Consider the following 18,134-nt stretch of genomic DNA (forward strand, 5'->3'; position numbering starts at 1 on the left):
TTTGCCGTTCATTGTACCACAGAGGGTTCATCATCCCCCGAAGAGGGTCTTGAACTTCGCGAAGAGTCCCTGATCGGCGACTTCGACGTTCATCTCCTTCGCGAGCGCCTCGAGGAGCGCCCGCTGCTTGTCCGTCAGTTTCGTCGGAACGTCCACAACCGTGTGGACGAAAAGATCGCCGGTTCCCCGCGCCCCCCGGAGCCGGGGCATCCCCTTCCCCCTGATCCTGAAGACCTTGCCGGGCTGCGTCCCCGCCGGAATCTCAAGGGTTTCCGACTCACCGGTCAACGTCCGGACCGGAACGGTACATCCGAGCGCAACCTGCGGGAACGTGACGGTCAGCCTGCAATGGAGATCCGCGCCGTCCCGCTTGAAATCGCGATGTTCCGCAACCTCGACGACGAGATACAGGTCGCCCGCAGGTCCGCCGTTGATCCCGGCCTCTCCTTCGCCCGAAATCCGGAGTCGCGTTCCCGTGTCCACGCCTGCGGGAATCCGCACATCGACGGATTTTCGCTTTCGCGTTCTCCCCTGTCCGCTGCAATCGGGACAGGGTGTCCGAATGAATTTTCCGGTTCCGCCGCACCTCGGACAGGTATTGACGGATACGAACTGGCCGAACGGCGTCTGCTGCCGCGTCTCCACCTGCCCCGAACCGCGGCAGGTCTCGCACGTTTCGGCCTTCGTCCCCGGCGCGGCGCCACTCCCGCGGCAGGTCTCGCACGTTTCCCATCGCGGGATCTCAACCGCTTTTTTCGTTCCGGTCGCGGCTTCCTCGAGCGTCACCGACAGCCGGAGTTCGAGGTCGTCTCCCTGACGGGGGGCATTGGGGCTGGCCCTCCGCCGTCCCGTCCCGCCGCTGAAGACACTCTCGAACAGATCGCCGAAGAGATCTCCCATTCCTCCGAATCCTTCGAACGGGCTCCCCCCTCCGGACATGTCCCCAACCGTTCCGAACTGGTCGTACTGCGCCCGTTTCTGAGCATCTCCGAGAACTTCGTAGGCCTCGTTCACCCTTTTGAAGTGTTCCTCGGCATCCCTGTTTCCGGGGTTCGCGTCGGGATGGTATTTTCGGACAAGCTGCCGGTAGGCCTTCTTTATGTCCGTCGCCGACGCGTCCCGGGGAACCCCCAGAATCTCATAGTAGTCGTCTCGTGCGCCGGGCACTCGACCTCACCTCTTCGCCGTTTCGCCGATCACTGGTCGCTGAACTCCGCGTCGACCGTTTCCGCTCCCGCATTCTGGGTGTTTTTCGCCTCGCCGGTTCCGGAGGCGTCGGACTGTCCCTGTTGCGCCGACGCGTAGAGGCGCGTCGAGAACTCCTGCATCTCCTTGCTGAGTTTCTCGCAGGCTTCCTTGACCTTCGGGACGTCGTCGTCCTTCAGCGCATTCCGGACATCGTCGGCAAGCGAATTGAGACGCCCTTTCTCCTCCGAGCTCATCTTGTCGCCGAGATCCGACTGAAGCTTCTCGACGGCGAAAATGAGGGAATCCGCCTCGTTGCGGGTCTCGGCAAGCTCCCGTTTCTTCCGGTCACTCTCCTCGTTTTCCTCGGCCGAGTTTTTCATGCGTTCGATCTCTTCCTTGGAAAGGTGCGACGACTGGATCGTGATATGCTGCGCCTTTCCGGTTCCCTTATCCTTCGCCGTGACGTTGAGAATCCCGTTGACGTCGATGTTGAAGGTCACCTCGATCTGGGGAACGCCGCGCGGCGCCGGCGGAATTCCGTCGAGCGAGAAGTCGCCGAGTTTGACGTTGTCCGAAGCCATCGCGCGCTCTCCCTGGAGGACCTTGATCTCGACCTGGGTCTGGCTGTTGCCGGCGGTCGTGAAGACCTGACTCTTGGAGACCGGAATCGCCGTGTTCCGTTCGATAATCTTCGTGAAGACCCCGCCGAGCGTTTCGAGACCCAGCGAGAGTGGCGTCACGTCGACGAGAACGATGTCCTTGTGCTGCCCGGTCAGGATCGCTCCCTGGATCGCCGCCCCCGCCGCGACGCATTCGTCGGGGTTGATGCCTTTCGTCGGTTCCTTGCCCATGAGCTCCCGGATCTTCCGCTGGACCATCGGCATTCGCGTCGAGCCTCCGACGAGAAGGACCTTGTCGACTTCCGAGGACGAAAGTCCGGAGTCCTCGAGTGCCCGCTTCGTGGGCGTGACGACGCGCTCGAGAAGGTCGTTCGTCATCTCCTCGAACTTCGCCCGGGAGAGCGACAGTTCGAGGTGTTTGGGTCCGGACGCGTTCGCGGTGATGAACGGAAGGGAGATCGCCGTCTCGGGCATCGAAGAGAGCTCGACCTTGGCCTTTTCCGCAGCTTCCCGCAGGCGCTGCATGGCCATCTTGTCGTTCGCGAGGTCGATCCCTTCGCTCTTCCGGAATTCGGTGACGATCCAGTTCACGATCCTGGCGTCCCAGTCGTCTCCGCCGAGCCTGTTGTCTCCGGAAGTCGCGAGGACTTCGAAGACGCCTTCGCCGACGTCGAGGATCGAGACGTCGAACGTCCCGCCGCCGAGGTCGAATACGAGAATCTTGTGCTCCCCCTGCTTGTTCTCGCCATACGCGAGGCATGCCGCGGTCGGTTCGTTGATGATGCGGAGGACCTCGAGTCCCGCGATGGTTCCTGCGTCTTTCGTCGCCTGGCGCTGCGCATCCGTGAAATACGCAGGCACCGTGATGACGGCCTGCTTGACGGGTTCGCCGAGATAGTCCTCCGCGTCCCTCTTGAGCTTCTGGAGGATCATCGAGGAGATTTCCTGGGGCGTGTGCTTCTTTCCGTCTATGTTCACGGTCCGGTCGGTTCCCATATCCCGTTTGATCGATATGATCGTCCGGTCCGGATTCACGATCGCCTGGCGTTTCGCGAGCTGTCCGACGAGACGTTCTCCTTCTTTCGTGAAGGCGACGACGGACGGCGTCGTCCGCATTCCTTCCGTGTTGGGGATGATCGTGACGTTATCCCCTTCCTGAACCGCGATACAGCTGTTTGTCGTTCCAAGGTCTATTCCCACAACTTTCGGCATTTCACGTTCACCTCATCGTTTTCGGATACGGATTCCGTTATGTTTCCTGCAAAAGCCCGGAGCGTAACGCTCCGGGAATGAAAGCTACGAGAGATCCTGCGGCTTTACGAGGGATCCTGCGGCTTCACGTAGGTTCCGACACGGACGCGGGCCGGGCGTAGAACCCTGTCCTCTGAGGCATACCCGGCGAGATATTCCTCGAGTATGATTCCGTCACGGTCTTCCTGCTGAACTGATTCCGTCGAAACAGCCTCGTGACGAACGGGGTCAAACGGTCTGCCGACTGTCTCGATCCGGGTGATCCCCATATCGAGAATTACGGACACGAACTGCTCGCGGACCATAGAGACCCCCTTGAGAACGGACGCGACATCCGCGTCTCCGGGGACCTGCAACACTCTGTCCAGATTGTCGAGGACCGGAAGGAACGCAGCCGCCCTGTCGGCCGCGATGGAACGCCGAAGTTTTTCGCGCTCGCGCTCGACCCGGTTCCTGTAGTTGTAGAGATCGGCCTTCGCCTCGAGCGCGACGGAACGGAATTCTTCCTTCTCGCGCTTCAGCGTCTCGATCTCCTCGTGGAGAGACGCCGTCTCCAAATCGCACGCCTCCCTGTCGCAGGCGACATCGTTCGGCGCCCTGGATTCGGCGTCATCCGCCGTTTCCGGCAATTCGCAGGCCTGACATTCTTTCTTCGGATCTTCCATATATCTCTTTCCTCCTTAGAGGGATTCTTCGAGGCTCTCCGCCACGGATTCAAGGATGGAAATCGAACGTTCGTAATCCATCCTCAAAGGTCCGAGAAGGCCGAGAACGGTTCTCTGTCCCGATGTAACGGCAGGAACGAGAACCATCGAACATTCCCTGAGTTCCTCCTGATTCTCCTCGCCGATGGTGACGCTCATCGTCCCGGAGACGGCACACTTCTCCACCATGTCCGCGAGGGCCTTTTCTTCTTCGAGGAGCGAGAGAACCGCCTGAAGCTTCGCGATATCCTGAAAGTCGGGCAATGACAGGATATTCTTCGCGCCGCCGATGAACACGCGGTAATTGTGTTCCCGCAGCGACGTGTCCATCTGGGCGATCGTCGAACGGCACAGCTCCGAGTAGTGTTCGAGCCCTTCGACGACGTAGTCGTGAAGGATCGTCCTGACCTGACTCCACGGACGCCCGAGCGCCACCGAATTGATCCTGCGGGCGAGTTCGTCGAGCGTATCCGGCCGCATGTCGCACGGGAACGAAACGTTCGTGTGATGCACGAGCCCTCCCTTCAGGACGATGAGGAGAAGCGCCGTGCTGCCGCCGAGCGGGATGAAGTTCACCTTCTGGATTTCAGTGTTCTCGAGCGACGACACGGCGGCGACACCGACGTAGTTCGTCACGCGCCCGAGAAGCTGCGTCACGTGCGAGAGCAGCGATTCGATTCCGACCTCCTGACTCCGGATATCTCCCTTCAGGATGTCAGCCTCTGATACGTCCTGTCGCTTCCGCTGCATGATGGAATCGACGTACACCCTGTACGCGCGCGACGTCGGCAGGCGTCCCGAGGACATGTGGAGCTGGGAGAAAAAACCGAGTTCCTCGAGATCCGACATCTCGTTCCTGATCGTCGCGGGGCTGCACCCCCGCAGGTATTTTTTCGAGATCGTGCGGGAACCCGCCGGTTCCCCCGATCGGATATACTCATATACAACCGCAAGGACGATTTCGAGTTGCCGTTCGGTAAGCATTCGCTCCACCTCCCTTGCTGTAGTAGCACTCGACATCGATGAGTGCCAGCACAATTGAATGGCACAGGTAGAGTAGCAAGCATTCGGATCATTGTCAATACTGGTCAGATAGCGAACGTTCGAGTGGGGCCACCCCCGCGGAAAGGAGCTTTTTCATGCATCGCAGCGAGCGTACGACCCTTTTCCTGATACGACACGGAGAATGCGCGGGTAACGTCGAGGGACGGTTCAGAGGGCGCGTGGATTTTCCCCTGAACGAACGGGGAACCGGACAAGCGCAAGCGTGCGCCCGCGCCATGACGCGCCTGCACCCCTCGGTCGTCTGTACGAGCCCTCTCCTTCGGGCGATGTCGACGGCCGAAGCGATCGCGGCGTCGTGCTCGGTCCCGCTCGTTTCCGACGAGGCGTTGAACAACATGAGTCTCGGGGAATGGGAAAACCGGAAGAAAGATGAAATCGCCAGGGAATACCCCGAACTATGGAGCCTCTGGATGCGCAACCCGGAGACCCTGGAGGTCCCCGGAGGCGAGACGCTCGACGACGTCATGCGTCGTTCGCTCGACTTCGTCCGGGAGCTCGTTTCCGCCCATCGCGGGAACAGGATCGCGATCGTCTCCCACCGGACCGTTCTCAAGCCGCTCATCGCCGGAATGCTGGGAATTCCGACACCCTATTTCTGGAAGATCCACATGGATACCGCGAGCATCAGCGTCGTCATTCACGAGGATCAGCGGGGGTTCATGATGCATGGGCTCAACGACACATCTCACCTCGATTCCTTTGAAACGGAATGGATGTGAGCGTTTTTCTTGACCGTTCCCGCACGAGGCCGTATGATCATTAACGTTGTGCAATCTTCGTCCATCAATCGACAACAGAGGAAGGGACTATCGTGCCGGTTTTTTCGATCCGACTTGATTCCGCAGACGATCTGTCGAGAATGATCCGTACCATCGGAGCCGATCCCAGGTCGGCCATGTTTTTTCTCCCCAAAGCCGGCACGCTCTTTTTCTACGTTCCCGGGGCCGATTTCAGGGCTGCGGCCTTCATCAAACAGGAGATTCTCTCCCGTGGAGGGGATGCTGTCGTCAATCGCGGCGTCATCAACGCGACGGTCGAACGGAGCGACGTCCTCCTTTTCGGAAGCGAGGGGCAGATCGCCTCGCTCCTCGAAAAGCTGAAGCACCTTCAGTGCTGGGGACTCGACGAGATCCGGACATCGCTCTCGGATGCTTTCGCCGGTCGCGGGAAGCGTGGCTGGACACTGCGACTTCCTGGAAACCGCCGTCTCGAACTTGGACAGACGCCTGTCCTCATGGGAATCGTGAATGTCACCCCCGATTCCTTTCACCCCGAAAGCAGGGTATCGGAAGAGACCGCCGTCGAACGGACACGCGATATGCTTGCCCGGGGAGCCGCGATCATCGATATCGGGGCGGAGTCGACACGTCCCGGGTCAGATCCGGCGGACGCCGGGGAAGAACTGCGCCGTCTCCTGCCGCCGCTTCGCGCAATCCGGGCCGCGTTCCCCGATGCCGTGCTCTCGGTCGACACTTACAAGGGAATCGTCGTGCGCGAGGCGATACGCGAGGGGGCGGATATCGTCAACGACATTTCCGCGTACGGACTCGATCCGGAAATGCTCGGAGCCGTCGCGAGGTCCGGGGTTCCCTACGTTCTGTCCCACATCAGGGGAACTCCGGCGACAATGCAGAACGCACCGTACTATGACAATCTTCTTGATGATATGCTTCTTTTTTTCGAGCAAAAACTCGCGGAGCTCGAACACGCGGGAGTCCCGCGCGACCGGATCATTCTCGATCCGGGAATCGGTTTCGGCAAGCGCCTCGAGGACAACGTCGGAATTCTCCGCTGGATCGAAGCCTTTACCCGTTTCGGTCTTCCTTTGTGCGTCGGACATTCGCGAAAGGGCTTCATCGCAAAGACCCTGAAAAGCGACGCTCCGGAAGACCGCCTTTCCGGGACTCTGGCAGTCACGGCATACTGCGCGATGCGGGGCGTTTCGATCCTCCGTGTCCACGACATCCGCGAAAACGCCGCCATTCTGGCGATGATCGGCAAAATTCAGGAGGCGTCTTTATGATACGTGTCGCAATAGCCCTGGGCAGCAATATGGGAGACCGTCTGAACAACATTCGCCAGGCGGTTCATCTTCTCGAGAACCGCGGCGTGAACGTCACGGCTCGAAGCGACGTATTCGAAACGAAACCCGTCGGAGTGGAAAACCAGAAACGCTTCCTCAACGCGTGCATCGTCGTCTCGACCGACATGTCCCCGCGCCGCCTCCTCGACGAGATGCTCAGGATCGAGTCGGAGCTCGGGCGGACACGCGAGGTGCCGATGGGTCCGCGACCGATCGACCTCGACATTCTTCTGGTCGATTCCATGGTCGTCCATGAACCGGACCTCGAGATCCCCCATCCGAGAATGACGGAACGGGCATTCGTCCTCACGCCCCTCGCCCAGATCTGTCCGGAATGGATCCACCCCGAGTCCGGGCTATCCGTCGGTCGTCTGTCCGAGGCGGTACGGGATTCCGATCCTTCCATAAGACGGATTACGTCTCTGTAATCCGTCTCCGTCCCCGCTGGAAGAATGCCCGGACGAGCCGATCATCCTTTGTCGCAGGCACAGTGTCACGGATCGCGATGCTCCGTGGGTTTCGCTGAGCTTCTGGCGGCCGTGGCGCCTCGCGATTGAGACGGAAATCCCGCCCTCAGAGGAGGGCGGGATTTCCGTCTTTTCGATCTTCGTTTCGGCTGTGCGGAGCGTTCCGTAGATTACAGCAACCCCTCCAGATACGCCCGGACCGCGTCGCGGTCCGGCTCTCTCATGAAGAGCGGGCGGGAATCGTCCGCATAGGCGCCGAGTCCGGATTCGAAGGTTTCGGCCCCTTCCACCTCGTACAGGATGCCGAGAGGATACGGCGTTCGTGACAGCGCCAGACGGAGCGCTTCATCGAAGTTCCCCGCGTCCCGGTCCGCGTCGAGAAAATAGGTGTTCTCGCGGAACCATGCGTATGTGTTTATTTTGTTGAACGTGACGCAGGGCTGAAAGATATCGACCAGTGACACGCCCTTGTGGAGAATGGCCCTTCCGATCACGCCCGCCATGTGATCGATATTGCCCGCGAACGCCCGCGCGACGAACGTCGCTCCCTGGACCAGCGCGGCGGCGAGCGGATTGAACGGCTCTGCGCGGACCCCCCTGCGCTGCATGGGAGTCACGAATCCCCGCGGGCTCGTCGGTGACGCCTGTCCCTTCGTCAGGCCGTACACCATGTTGTTGCACACGAGCACCGTCAGGTCGGGATTCCGCCGCAACGTGTGCGTAAAGTGATTTCCTCCCTCTCCGTACATATCGCCGTCGCCGCCGACGGCAATCACCGTCAGCTCGGGGTTCGCCGCCCGGATTCCGGTGGCCGCGCAGAGCGCCCGACCGTGAAGCCCGTTGAAGAAGTTCGAACGGAGATAATGCGGCATCTTCGCGGCCTGTCCTATGCCGGAGACGAGAACCACCTGACCGGGAGAGAGACCGAGATCGAGAAGCGCCTTTTTGAGGGCGTCGAGAACGGCGTAGTCACCGCATCCGGGACACCAGGAAAGTTCCGTGTGGTCCATATCGAACGGATTCGCCCGCGTCATGCTCCATCACCTCCTTCAAGGATCGCGGACAGACGACGTACCGTTTCCTCGACCGAAAACTGAAATCCGTCGCTCTTCAGTATCGAATGTCGGGCCTCGACGCCGAACGTCGCGCGCAGCAGGCGCCGGAATTGTCCCGTCGCGTTGCCTTCGAGGACGACGACGCGCTTCGCCGCGGCGAGAAAGGCCCCGGCAGCCTCGTGAAGCGGATAGACCTGTTCGAACGAGAGGACTGCCGTGTCGCTTCGTCCGAGAAGATCGATCGCCTCGCGCGCGATCTCCCGCGTCGAACCGAAGCAGACGAGCAGAGTCCCGTAGTCCTTCGGCCCGTAGAGCATCGGGGGAATCGATTCCTTCCGGAGACCGTCGAGTTTTCCGAGGCGTTTCGCGTTCATCGCGACACGTACGTCGACATCCTCTGAAATATGCGCTTCGGCATCATGTTCGTGACTGTCCGCCCCGACAAGTCCTTCGCCGTACCCGGGAACACCTCTCGGCGATATTCCGTCCGCACCTGGCGCATACCGCTTGTACTCCGGCCGTGTCGGTTCGATCCGCCCGACGGACGACAGAAGGCTCATATCCGGAATCGCGACGTCATAGAGCGTATTCATCAGGTATTGATCCGTCAGCACGATCACGGGCGTCTGGTATCGCTCCGCGATGTCGAAGGCCCTCGCCGTGAGGCTGAACGCGGTTTCCACCGACCCGGGAGCGAAGATCGCCCGCGGAAATTCTCCATGCCCGGAATAGAGCGCCAGTTCGAGATCCGCCTGTTCCGTCCTCGTCGCCATTCCCGTAGCCGGCCCGGGTCGTTGCGAAAGATGCACGACGACCGGCGCTTCCATGATGCCTGCGAGGCTGATTCCTTCCGCCATCAGGGCGAAACCGCCCCCCGACGTCGTCACGAGCGGGCGAGCCCCCGCATACGCGGCCCCGACAGCCATATTGATCGCCGAAGGTTCGTCTTCCACCTGCTCCACGACGACGTGAAAACGCTCCGAATGCGTCGAGAGAAACGTCAGAACTCCCGTGGCCGGAGACATCGGGTACCCGGCCACGAAGGAACATCCGCCGGCTACCGCGCCGAGTGCTACGGCGTCGGAACCGTCGAGCAGGATCCGATGCGCCGGAGATGCGCCGGTCTTCCGGAGGACCGGCGTCGAATCGTTCCGAAGTTTTTCCCCGAAGCGATATCCTCTCGAACATGCGTCCGCATTCTTTCCGACGATATCGGCCCTGTCTCCGAAGAACCGGCCGATTTCGTCGAGGATCTCCTGAATCGGAATGCCGACAAGACCGAGAACGATGCCCGCCACCGCCATATTCGCGTACACCTTCCCGCCGAGTTCCTTCGTCATATCCTCGAGCGGGACATTCACGAACGTGACACCGGTTTCCACGAACTCATCCCCGAAAATGCCCGCGTCCGCGACAATTGTCGTCCCGGAGCCAAGTCTCCGGCGGATATTCGTCCGAACTCCCGGAGTGAGCGGAAAAAGAAAGTCAATGCGTTCTGAAAACGCCCGAACATCGTTCGTTCCGATGCGAATCTCGGTGGAGTTGTTCCCGCCCCGAACGCGGGACATGTACTCGCGACTCGCAAAGACGTGAAATCCCGCCCGACGCAACATGCCGCAGAGAAACTCCTCGACCGTCTGTATGCCCAGTCCGGCGGCGCCGCTGATGACACAGGAAATATCGCTGTTCATTTCGCCCCTCCTTCGATTGAGTCATGAATGACTGTCGCAAATATACACAACAGACCCGAAGTATGCACGGGGAAGAAACGACTCTGCTATAATTTCTTCCGGTACTTGGCACATTCACGATTTTGCGAGACGGAGGTGAATCAGTATGGGGAAGTTTCGATGCCTTGAGTGCAAGTCTGAGTTTGAACTTGAGGACGGCGCCCCCGTCAAGAAGTGTCCTGACTGCGGCAGCCATTTCCTCGAGTTCCTGGGGGGAGAGCCTCTCAAGCGCGGGAAATCCTGGAGTTCAAAAACCTTCAGTGTCGGCGGGGGCGTTCAGTAGGCCTTTGGAGAAACGAAAAAGCCGGAGCTCGATAGCTCCGGCTTTTTCGTTTCAAAGCCTGAATCCTACCTTTTGGGTTCCGCTTCCGGACGCCTGAGCGCTCCGAACGCTTCGAGAACCATCATGATCGCAAGGACAAAGAGAACAATCGCCACCACGACGAGAAGGTAGTTCGGCGTCGCCGACTTCAGCTGGCCCGAGACGAGGAAGTACAGGGCAGCGACGGTCGTCGCGAGCATGAACCACATCGGAAGCATCAGGAAGGTGTTGCTCTTCTTGAGTCCCTTCGCGACCCAGACGGAGATCGCAAGGAGCACGAGGGCGCCAACGAGCTGGTTCGCCGCTCCGAAGATCGGCCAGATGGCCGCCCACGCCGGGATTACCTTTCCATCCGGGGCATGGGTCTTGAGAAGCAGCAGCGCCATGGAAGCGGCGACGGTCACGATCGTCGCGGTATAACGGTCGACCTTCATGTTGAAGAGTTCCTGGATCTGATACCGCGCGAGACGCGTCGCGGTATCGAGGGAGGTCAGAAGGAACGTGTTGATCGCGAGAAGTCCGAGCGACTTGCCCACGACCGGATCGATTCCGACAAGCTCGGCGAACTTTCCGAAACCGGCCCCGTAGGTGGAAACGGGGTCGTTGTTGACGAGCGCTCCGGAGATCATGACGGTACCGAGGGCGATGACGGCGACGACGCCCTCGAGAAGCATCGAGCCGTAGCCTACGAGCGTCGCGTCCTTTTCCTTGCGGATCTGCTTCGACGTCGTACCGCTGCCGACAAGTGCGTGGAATCCGGAAAGGGCGCCGCAGGCGACGATGATGAAGAGCATCGGCCACAGGTACTGGCCGCCCGCGACATACCCCTTGAACGCGGGAAGAGTGACCTGGAACTTGCTGCCCATGAGCATTCCGACGGTTCCGATGATGACCGCGAAATAGAGGAAGTAGGACGCGAGGTAGTCGCGAGGCTGAAGCAGGAGCCAGACGGGAAGGACGGACGCAAGGAAGATGTACCCGGCGAGCCACCATCTCCATGTTTCCATGCTCGCGCCGAAGGTCGCCTTCACCCATGCCGCGTTGTTGCCGTACCAGCACGCGTAGATGATGATCGGGACCATGATGACCGTCATGAGCCAGAGAGGCGTATTGTATCTGTAGATCAGGATGCCGAAAATGACCGCCATGACCATGTAGAGCGTCGCGGAGAACGCGACGGCCGGGTCGGCCTTGAACGTGTTGGCCGACAACTGCAGGAAGACCGCGACGACGAGAACGAGTGCGAGAATCGTGAAGCAGAGGAAAAGGAACTTGCCCTTCCGTCCGATCCAGCGGTCGACGACTTCGCCGACCGACTTTCCGTCGTGGCGCATGGAGGAGACGAGTCCACCCATATCGTGCGGGCCGCCGAGGAAGGTCGAACCGATGACGCACCACAGGTAGGCTGGAAGCCAGCCGAACATGACGCCCGCCGTGATGGGACCGACGATGGGGCCCGCTCCGGCGATCGATGCGAAATGGTGCCCGAGGAGAACCGCCGGATGGGCGGGACAATAGTCGATTCCGTCGTACATGGCCTCGGCCGGCGTCTTGTTCGCGTCACTGAGACCGTAGATATCGGCCATGTATTTCCCATAGATCTTGTACGCGACAGTAAAAATAACGACAGCGATCAGAAACAGCATTGCGAGCACGTGAGTCACCTCCGGGAAATAATCGTTGCTCCGGAAACAAAACCGTTACGCCGTTTCGAGCGAACCCTGTGTCTCAACCACCTCCTCTTTCGTTCGAGCGCTGGCAAGATCCCATGCTCTGTCCACGAGCTGCGCGAGATCGCGGATTCTTTTGTCGTACACGCCGTGTACAGTGTACGTATGGACCTCGAGATACCCGCGGAAGCCCATGTAGAACGAACGGATCTTCCGGAACACCACGGCCGGTCCGACGACAAAGAGATACCGCTGCGTCATCAGATCGACTTCCGGTTTTCCGTTCTCGAGGACATGCCGCATATCCGCTTCACCGGCGTGAATCCACACGATGCAATCGTCAGCGAAGTATCGGCACACCTCTCCGAGAAGGCCGTCCTTGACGATCGTCACCCTGCGATGGACGCCCTTCATTGCATTCGACGCCCACGGTTCGAAGCCCCAGTAAGACCACAGCTCAGGATCCGACATAAGAACAGAAAAGTCCGGCATAGACTTCCACCACCACCGAGCGAGATTATACAGCATACGGAATAATTTTGAAGCATGTGTCACTTTACCGGAAAATAATGCGCCCGCTCCGGAGTTGCGTTTTGCCGAAACCGAAGGTATAATACGCTGCGTTTTGGGCGACTAGCTCAGTGGAAGAGCGCTTCCTTCACACGGAAGAGGTCACAGGTTCGAACCCCGTGTCGCCCACCATTGCAATCACCGGGTTCCCGCGATTCAGGCGGGAGCCCTTTTTTGTCCCTTTCCGGTTCGCTCGTCCTCCGGACAATGATGATCGCATTATATCCTCGCCCGACGTATCCACCACTGCCGCTCATCCTCCAGGCTCCGCTCCATTCCGATTCCGTCGGACCCGTCCGAATAGTATCGCTCCTTTTTTCCGGTATTCGAAAACCCCATGCCGGTATAGAAGGAAATAGCGGCCTCGTCCGTCAATTTCGCGATGAGCCGGATTCCGGAACATCCGAGATACCCTCCCATCTCGAATATCGCCGCAAGAAGCGACGATCCGATCCCGTGCCTCCGGTAATTTCCGTGGACGACGATGTTCATGAGGAACAATCCTTCGGTCGTCCTTTGCACCGCCGCATAACCCACAAGAAAATCCGGAAAAAACGCCCCGGGATACAGAACGCCGAGCGTCGGATCGTCGAGTTCGCGTTCTATGAGTCCGCATTCCCAGCGAACGGAAGAAAAAAGCTCCTCGAGATCGCGAATGCCGTTCGCGTCTCCCGAGGAGCATAGCCGAACCGTCGGAATGATGGGAGAATCCCCTCCTACAACCCCAGGAGAATCGTTTCGTCTCTTTCGGGACCTACGCCGATCAGCTGAACGGGAACACCGGTTTCCCTCTCGATATAGCGAACATACGTCTGCGCTGCAAAAGGAAGTTCCTCGAAAGTTCTGCAGGAGGCTATGTTCTCCTTCCAGCCTTCGAAGCGCTCATAGAGGGGTTTCGCGGTTGCGAGGACACCGGCGCTTCCCGTGAAGTGATCCAGTCGCGTTCCTTCTGAATCGTAGGCAACGGCCACGAGGATTTCGTCGAGGCCGGAAAGAACATCGAGTTTCGTCAGTGCGATAGAGGTCATCCCGTTTACGCGGACGGCGTATTTCAGCCCGACCATGTCGAGCCACCCGCAACGGCGGGGACGTCCTGTCGTCGCGCCGTACTCTCCGCCGCGTTCCCGAAGCATCTGTCCGGTGGCGCCGGTATCTTCGCTCGGGAAAGGTCCCTCTCCGACACGAGTGCTGTACGCCTTGACGACTCCGATAACCCTGTCGACGGAGTTCGGACCGAGGCCGAGACCGACGCATCCGCCCGCGGCGACGGGGGAGGAACTCGTGACGTAGGGATACGTCCCGTGGTCGATGTCAAGCAGAGTCCCCTGCGCTCCTTCAAAGAGAACCGTCTTTCCGGATTCCATCGCTTCGTACAGAATACGCGACGCATCGCCGGCATATGCGGAAAGGGCCTTCCCCCAGTTGACGGCCTGAGTGTAGATCTCGTCGAACGGTAACGGTTCGAGGTCGTACAGACGCGTCAGAATGCGGTTCTTGTCTTCGAGGTTGAATTCGAGTTTGTCGCGCAGGACGTCCGGCCTGAAGAGGTCTTCGATCCGGATGCCGCATCTGCTGTACTTGTCGACGTACGCAGGTCCGATTCCCCGCCCCGTGGTTCCGATCTTCTTGCCCTTGCCGCGGAACTCCTCCTGCGCCCTGTCGATGATCTTGTGATACGGCATGACGACGTGCGCCGAAGAGCTGACGATAAGTCGCGCACGATCCATGCCTTTCGACTGGAGATCCCTGATCTCGTCCAAGAGCTGCTCCGGATCCACGACGACGCCGTTTCCGATCACGCAGAGTTTTCCGGGATACAACATTCCGGAGGGCAGGAGGTGAAACACGTACTTTTTATCATCGACGATGACGGTGTGCCCCGCGTTGCTTCCGCCCTGATACCGGGCAAAAACATCCACTCTGCCTCCGAGAGAGTCGACGACACGCCCTTTCCCCTCGTCACCCCACTGGGCTCCTATGATGATCTCAACTTTTCCCTTCACGGTGCAAGCCTCCTCATCGGTCCGTTTTCGCTGTCCATAATCTCCGGCATGGTGACGAACCGAACACCGTCAGGCGGCGTTTCTGCCAGTTGCCGAAGCAATTTCATACTTTTCGGACGCGGATGAATGATGGCGATCACCCAGCCGCGTTTCCTCGCGATCCGCGCCATCCGTTCGCATTGCGTGGTCATATACTCCGGCGTTGACTCATGATCCAGAAACACGGACGACGCTGCGACCGGAATGTCCGCGTCCCGGGCTTCTTTCACCGCAACGGATGCTGATGTCGTCCTGCTGTCGACGAAGAATTTCCCAGTGCCCTTCATCGCCTTCATCAGATTTCGCATAGTCCCCGCATCGGCTGTCGCGCGTGATCCCATGTGGTTATTCATTCCGATAGCCCACGGATAAAGCAGGAATATTCGCCGGACTTCGTCGTGGACAACATCCGGCGATGTCGTCACGCCGACCAGAAAATTCCGGTCGTATCCGTTGCCGACGGGTTCCATCGGCATATGGATCATCATCGGAATTCCCTTTTCCTTCGCGAACAGGGCGACCGCCTCGCTTCGCGGCTGTCCGGGAATCAGGGACCACGTCAGCGGAAGCGTCATGGACGACAGTTCCCGGGCAATCCGAACGGATGTCCCCATATCGTCGACAATGATCGCAACGAGTCCGCGGGAATCCGTTTTTTTCGGCTGCCGGTCCGATGAAACCGGAGACGGAACCGGCACCCTATTCTCACCTTTCAGGGCTTCCGACACGACCGATATGCTTTTTTTCCCGGCATCCGCACCTGATTTCGATTCCGGGGCATTCCGGGAATTCCACCACACGGCAGCCGAATATCCGGCCGTCCACGCAGCGGCGACAAGCAACAGCCAGAAAGAGACGAGCGCTCGATGACTCCGGCGCCTCATTCGGATTCCGGGTCCGTTCCTTCGGCCGACACCTGCATGGTTGCCCGCATGAGCTTCCGGAGTTCCTCCCGGGCCCGGATCAGCTGTTTGTCCTTCGCGTGCTCTTTCGTCAGTTCCCCGTCAACCTGAACGGTCGGCGTCAGCCCGACATGGTCGATCACAAGCCCCGACGGTGTATGGTACCGCGCGATCGTCACATAGATTCCGCTCCCGTCGGACATGTTGAACAGCGTCTGGACCGATCCCTTCCCGAAACTCTTCTTTCCTACGAGCAGCGCCCTTCCGTGATCCGACAACGCTCCGGCGACGATTTCCGAAGCGCTCGCGCTTCCTTCGTTGATGAGAACGACCATCGGCATCGCAGTCAGGACTCCCGGGGTTGCGTAAATTTCATCGTTCGCACGGTCTACGCGGCCCTTCATCCCGACGATCAGACCGCTGTCGAGGAACATGTCCGAGATGTCGACGGCGCCGTTGAGCAAACCGCCGCCGTTGTTGCGAAGGTCGAAGACGATCCCCTTCGCTCCCTTCTTCTGGAGCGCGAGAACCGCTTCACGGACGTCGTCGGCGGACTTTTGCTGGAACTGCGAGAGACGCAGATACCCCGTCGTCTTGTCGAGCATCTCCGAGCGGACCGACTTGAGCTTGATCACCTCGCGCACGATATCGAACCTGAGAAGCTTGTCAACACCCTCGCGCCGCACCCATATCGTGACGGTGGTCCCCGCCTTCCCGCGAAGCATTTTCACGACGCGCTCCGATTCCCACCCGAGAATCAGTTCCTCCCCCACCTTGACGATCTGGTCCTGCGGCTTGAGTCCCGCGCGGTCGGCCGGAGTATCCTCGATCGGACTGATGACGAGAGTCCTGCCGTCACGCTGTCCGATGTAGATCCCGAGCCCGCCGTACTCCCCCTCCATTTCGATCTGTTCTTCCTTGAGCTGGGGAGGATCGACAAAGCGGGTGTACGGGTCCTGCCATGCGGCGACCATTCCCCTGATGGCGCCGTACAGCATCTTGTCCTCGGGAACGTCCTTGCTGACGGCATCGATCTGATACGTCTCTATGATCGCTCTCGCCTGCTTCATAAGCCACAACGACTGGGGCTTGAAGGGCGATACTCTCGAAATTTCGTCCATGTTGTCCGCATGGGCGACGACTCTTCCGGGCGCGGAAACCGAATAGAAAAGACACGCCGCTACGCCGGCACCGACGACAAAACCTCCGATTGTTGCTTTCACCCGTGAGAACATGATCTCCTGGCCTTTCTCTATCGACGCAAATACGCAAGGGGATCCCTCGCGTCACCGTTGACCCGTACCTCGAAGTGCAGATGCGTTCCGGTCGCCGTCCCGGACGAGCCGACAGTCCCGACGGTCTGTCCTTCCCTGACCGGCATTCCCTCTTCGACGACGGAACTCGAGAGATGCGCGTAGACCGTCGTCAACGAGTTTCCGTGGTCGATGATCACGACCTGTCCGTATCCGCGAAGCCACCCGGAATACAGGATCTCTCCCGGCCCGGCCGCCGCGACAGGAGTCCCCCTCGGCGCCCGGATATCGATTCCGGTATGCATGATCTTCGTCCGGAACGTCGGGTGCACCCTCACTCCGAAAGGGCTCGATATCTCGCCGCGCAAAGGCCACGCGAAACGACTTCCTCGCGCCATCAGAAGCGAACTGTCGGGTCTCCTGTGCGCCCGGGCCGCTTCCTCGGCCTTCTTTTTCATGAGCATCGTAATCGTTCTGCTGATCTCTCTCTGTGCGTCCTCAAGCTCCTTCATCGCCGCCTTGTGGACCTGGCGTTCCCTTTGCACCCGGTCGAGCAGCGCGTTATGTTCGGAAATGCTCGCCCTGTAACGGACCCGCTCCCCGGAAAGCGATTGCTGATGCGTCTCGAGCTGCTTCTTCTGATTCTGCAACTCCTGCGTCGATGATACCAGAATCGCCTTCCTGCGGGAGAGCTCTTCGATCATTTGCTCGTCCTGCCGGGCGATACGCCCGAGAAGAACGGACGTCGCCATGGCCTCGTGGGCCGAAGCGGACGAAAGCAACAGGTTGAACTCCGCAATGCCGCCATACTTGTAAATGGCCGTGAGCCGCTCCCTGAGCATCGCCGTGATATCGCCGATGCGGTTCTCGGTTTCGCGGATCGTCCGCTTCAGTTCGGTGATCGACCCCTGAACCTTGGTCTCCTTGAGTTCGAGGATGCGGATCTTGTGCTCCGTCATCCGCTTTCGCTGATCAAGATCGCTGAGTCGGTTCAGAACTCCTTTTTCCTTCTTGTCCATCTCACGGACGAGTTCACGATGTTTCGAAATCTGCGATTCGAGCGCGCGCATGCGGCGCTCTTCCTGGGAGATCTTCTCGTCGATATCCGGCTCCTGCGCTCCCCATCCCGCCCCGGAGAAGATTGACGCGGCCAGCAAGAAGAGAAGGCATCCGAAGACCCATTTCCCACGCCCCGTCATTTCCGCGGGCTCC

The 18,134-nt window shown here is 59.6% G+C and carries 16 protein-coding genes and 1 tRNA gene; 4 read left to right on the forward strand and 13 right to left on the reverse strand.

The window, feature by feature from the left end:
* Positions 1 to 30: 30 nt before the first annotated feature.
* The 4 genes from dnaJ to hrcA all read right to left on the reverse strand — a co-directional run bounded on the left by dnaJ (position 31) and on the right by hrcA (position 4,747).
* Positions 31 to 1,167 (reverse strand): molecular chaperone DnaJ, encoded by a 1,137-nt coding sequence (dnaJ, locus tag ACZ5IU_RS02160; RefSeq protein ID WP_464420061.1) that lies wholly within the window; start codon positions 1,165 to 1,167, stop codon positions 31 to 33.
* A gap of 29 nt (positions 1,168 to 1,196) precedes the next feature.
* A complete protein-coding gene (dnaK, locus tag ACZ5IU_RS02165) occupies positions 1,197 to 3,020 on the reverse strand; it encodes a molecular chaperone DnaK (protein ID WP_464420063.1) in 1,824 nt (607 codons plus the stop codon).
* Positions 3,021 to 3,124: 104 nt separating this feature from the next.
* The gene (locus ACZ5IU_RS02170; RefSeq protein WP_464420065.1) at positions 3,125 to 3,724 is read right to left on the reverse strand and encodes a nucleotide exchange factor GrpE; all 600 of its coding nucleotides are present in this window, start codon (positions 3,722 to 3,724) and stop codon (positions 3,125 to 3,127) included.
* A gap of 15 nt (positions 3,725 to 3,739) precedes the next feature.
* Positions 3,740 to 4,747, reverse strand: coding sequence for a heat-inducible transcriptional repressor HrcA (hrcA, locus tag ACZ5IU_RS02175; protein WP_464420067.1), 1,008 nt, complete (start codon positions 4,745 to 4,747; stop codon positions 3,740 to 3,742).
* Positions 4,748 to 4,902: 155 nt separating this feature from the next.
* Here hrcA and ACZ5IU_RS02180 point away from each other — a divergent pair, with 155 nt between their 5' ends.
* The 3 genes from ACZ5IU_RS02180 to folK all read left to right on the forward strand — a co-directional run bounded on the left by ACZ5IU_RS02180 (position 4,903) and on the right by folK (position 7,339).
* A complete protein-coding gene (locus tag ACZ5IU_RS02180) occupies positions 4,903 to 5,547 on the forward strand; it encodes a histidine phosphatase family protein (RefSeq protein ID WP_464420069.1) in 645 nt (214 codons plus the stop codon).
* A gap of 92 nt (positions 5,548 to 5,639) precedes the next feature.
* On the forward strand, positions 5,640 to 6,851 hold the full coding sequence (gene folP / locus ACZ5IU_RS02185; RefSeq protein WP_464420071.1) for a dihydropteroate synthase: 1,212 nt from the start codon (positions 5,640 to 5,642) through the stop codon (positions 6,849 to 6,851).
* Positions 6,848 to 7,339, forward strand: a complete 492-nt coding sequence (folK, locus tag ACZ5IU_RS02190) for a 2-amino-4-hydroxy-6-hydroxymethyldihydropteridine diphosphokinase (RefSeq protein WP_464420073.1) — start codon at positions 6,848 to 6,850, stop codon at positions 7,337 to 7,339. Before folP ends, folK begins: the two co-directional genes overlap by 4 nt.
* Positions 7,340 to 7,548: 209 nt before the next feature.
* Here folK and ACZ5IU_RS02195 read toward each other — a convergent pair whose 3' ends face one another.
* From ACZ5IU_RS02195 to ACZ5IU_RS02210, 4 genes are all read right to left on the reverse strand, one after another.
* Complete coding sequence (locus ACZ5IU_RS02195) at positions 7,549 to 8,412, reverse strand: thiamine pyrophosphate-dependent enzyme (RefSeq protein WP_464420075.1); 864 nt, start codon at positions 8,410 to 8,412, stop codon at positions 7,549 to 7,551.
* Positions 8,409 to 10,124, reverse strand: coding sequence for a 2-oxoacid:acceptor oxidoreductase subunit alpha (locus ACZ5IU_RS02200; protein WP_464420077.1), 1,716 nt, complete (start codon positions 10,122 to 10,124; stop codon positions 8,409 to 8,411). The genes ACZ5IU_RS02195 and ACZ5IU_RS02200 overlap by 4 nt, the downstream gene beginning before the upstream one ends.
* Positions 10,125 to 10,511: 387 nt before the next feature.
* Positions 10,512 to 12,140 (reverse strand): carbon starvation CstA family protein, encoded by a 1,629-nt coding sequence (locus ACZ5IU_RS02205; RefSeq protein ID WP_464420079.1) that lies wholly within the window; start codon positions 12,138 to 12,140, stop codon positions 10,512 to 10,514.
* Positions 12,141 to 12,185: 45 nt separating this feature from the next.
* Positions 12,186 to 12,569 carry a hypothetical protein gene (locus ACZ5IU_RS02210; RefSeq protein ID WP_464420081.1) on the reverse strand — a complete coding sequence of 128 codons (384 nt, stop codon included), beginning with the start codon at positions 12,567 to 12,569 and terminating at the stop codon, positions 12,186 to 12,188.
* Positions 12,570 to 12,782: 213 nt separating this feature from the next.
* Here ACZ5IU_RS02210 and ACZ5IU_RS02215 point away from each other — a divergent pair.
* Positions 12,783 to 12,857 (forward strand) — tRNA-Val (locus ACZ5IU_RS02215).
* 87 nt (positions 12,858 to 12,944) lie between these two features.
* Here ACZ5IU_RS02215 and ACZ5IU_RS02220 read toward each other — a convergent pair.
* The 5 genes from ACZ5IU_RS02220 to ACZ5IU_RS02240 are packed head-to-tail and all read right to left on the reverse strand — an operon-like array spanning position 12,945 to position 18,121.
* On the reverse strand, positions 12,945 to 13,427 hold the full coding sequence (locus ACZ5IU_RS02220; protein WP_464421789.1) for a GNAT family N-acetyltransferase: 483 nt from the start codon (positions 13,425 to 13,427) through the stop codon (positions 12,945 to 12,947).
* A 14-nt stretch (positions 13,428 to 13,441) separates the two neighbouring features.
* Positions 13,442 to 14,728, reverse strand: coding sequence for an adenylosuccinate synthase (locus ACZ5IU_RS02225; RefSeq protein ID WP_464420083.1), 1,287 nt, complete (start codon positions 14,726 to 14,728; stop codon positions 13,442 to 13,444).
* The gene (locus ACZ5IU_RS02230; protein ID WP_464420085.1) at positions 14,725 to 15,651 is read right to left on the reverse strand and encodes a divergent polysaccharide deacetylase family protein; all 927 of its coding nucleotides are present in this window, start codon (positions 15,649 to 15,651) and stop codon (positions 14,725 to 14,727) included. Before ACZ5IU_RS02230 ends, ACZ5IU_RS02225 begins: the two co-directional genes overlap by 4 nt.
* Entirely contained in the window at positions 15,648 to 16,892 is a 1,245-nt protein-coding gene (locus tag ACZ5IU_RS02235) for a S41 family peptidase (protein WP_464420087.1), read from the reverse strand. The genes ACZ5IU_RS02230 and ACZ5IU_RS02235 overlap by 4 nt, the downstream gene beginning before the upstream one ends.
* Positions 16,893 to 16,921: 29 nt before the next feature.
* Complete coding sequence (locus ACZ5IU_RS02240) at positions 16,922 to 18,121, reverse strand: murein hydrolase activator EnvC family protein (RefSeq protein ID WP_464420089.1); 1,200 nt, start codon at positions 18,119 to 18,121, stop codon at positions 16,922 to 16,924.
* Positions 18,122 to 18,134: the final 13 nt, after the last annotated feature.

The sequence above is a fragment of the Lactivibrio alcoholicus genome (assembly GCF_055390895.1).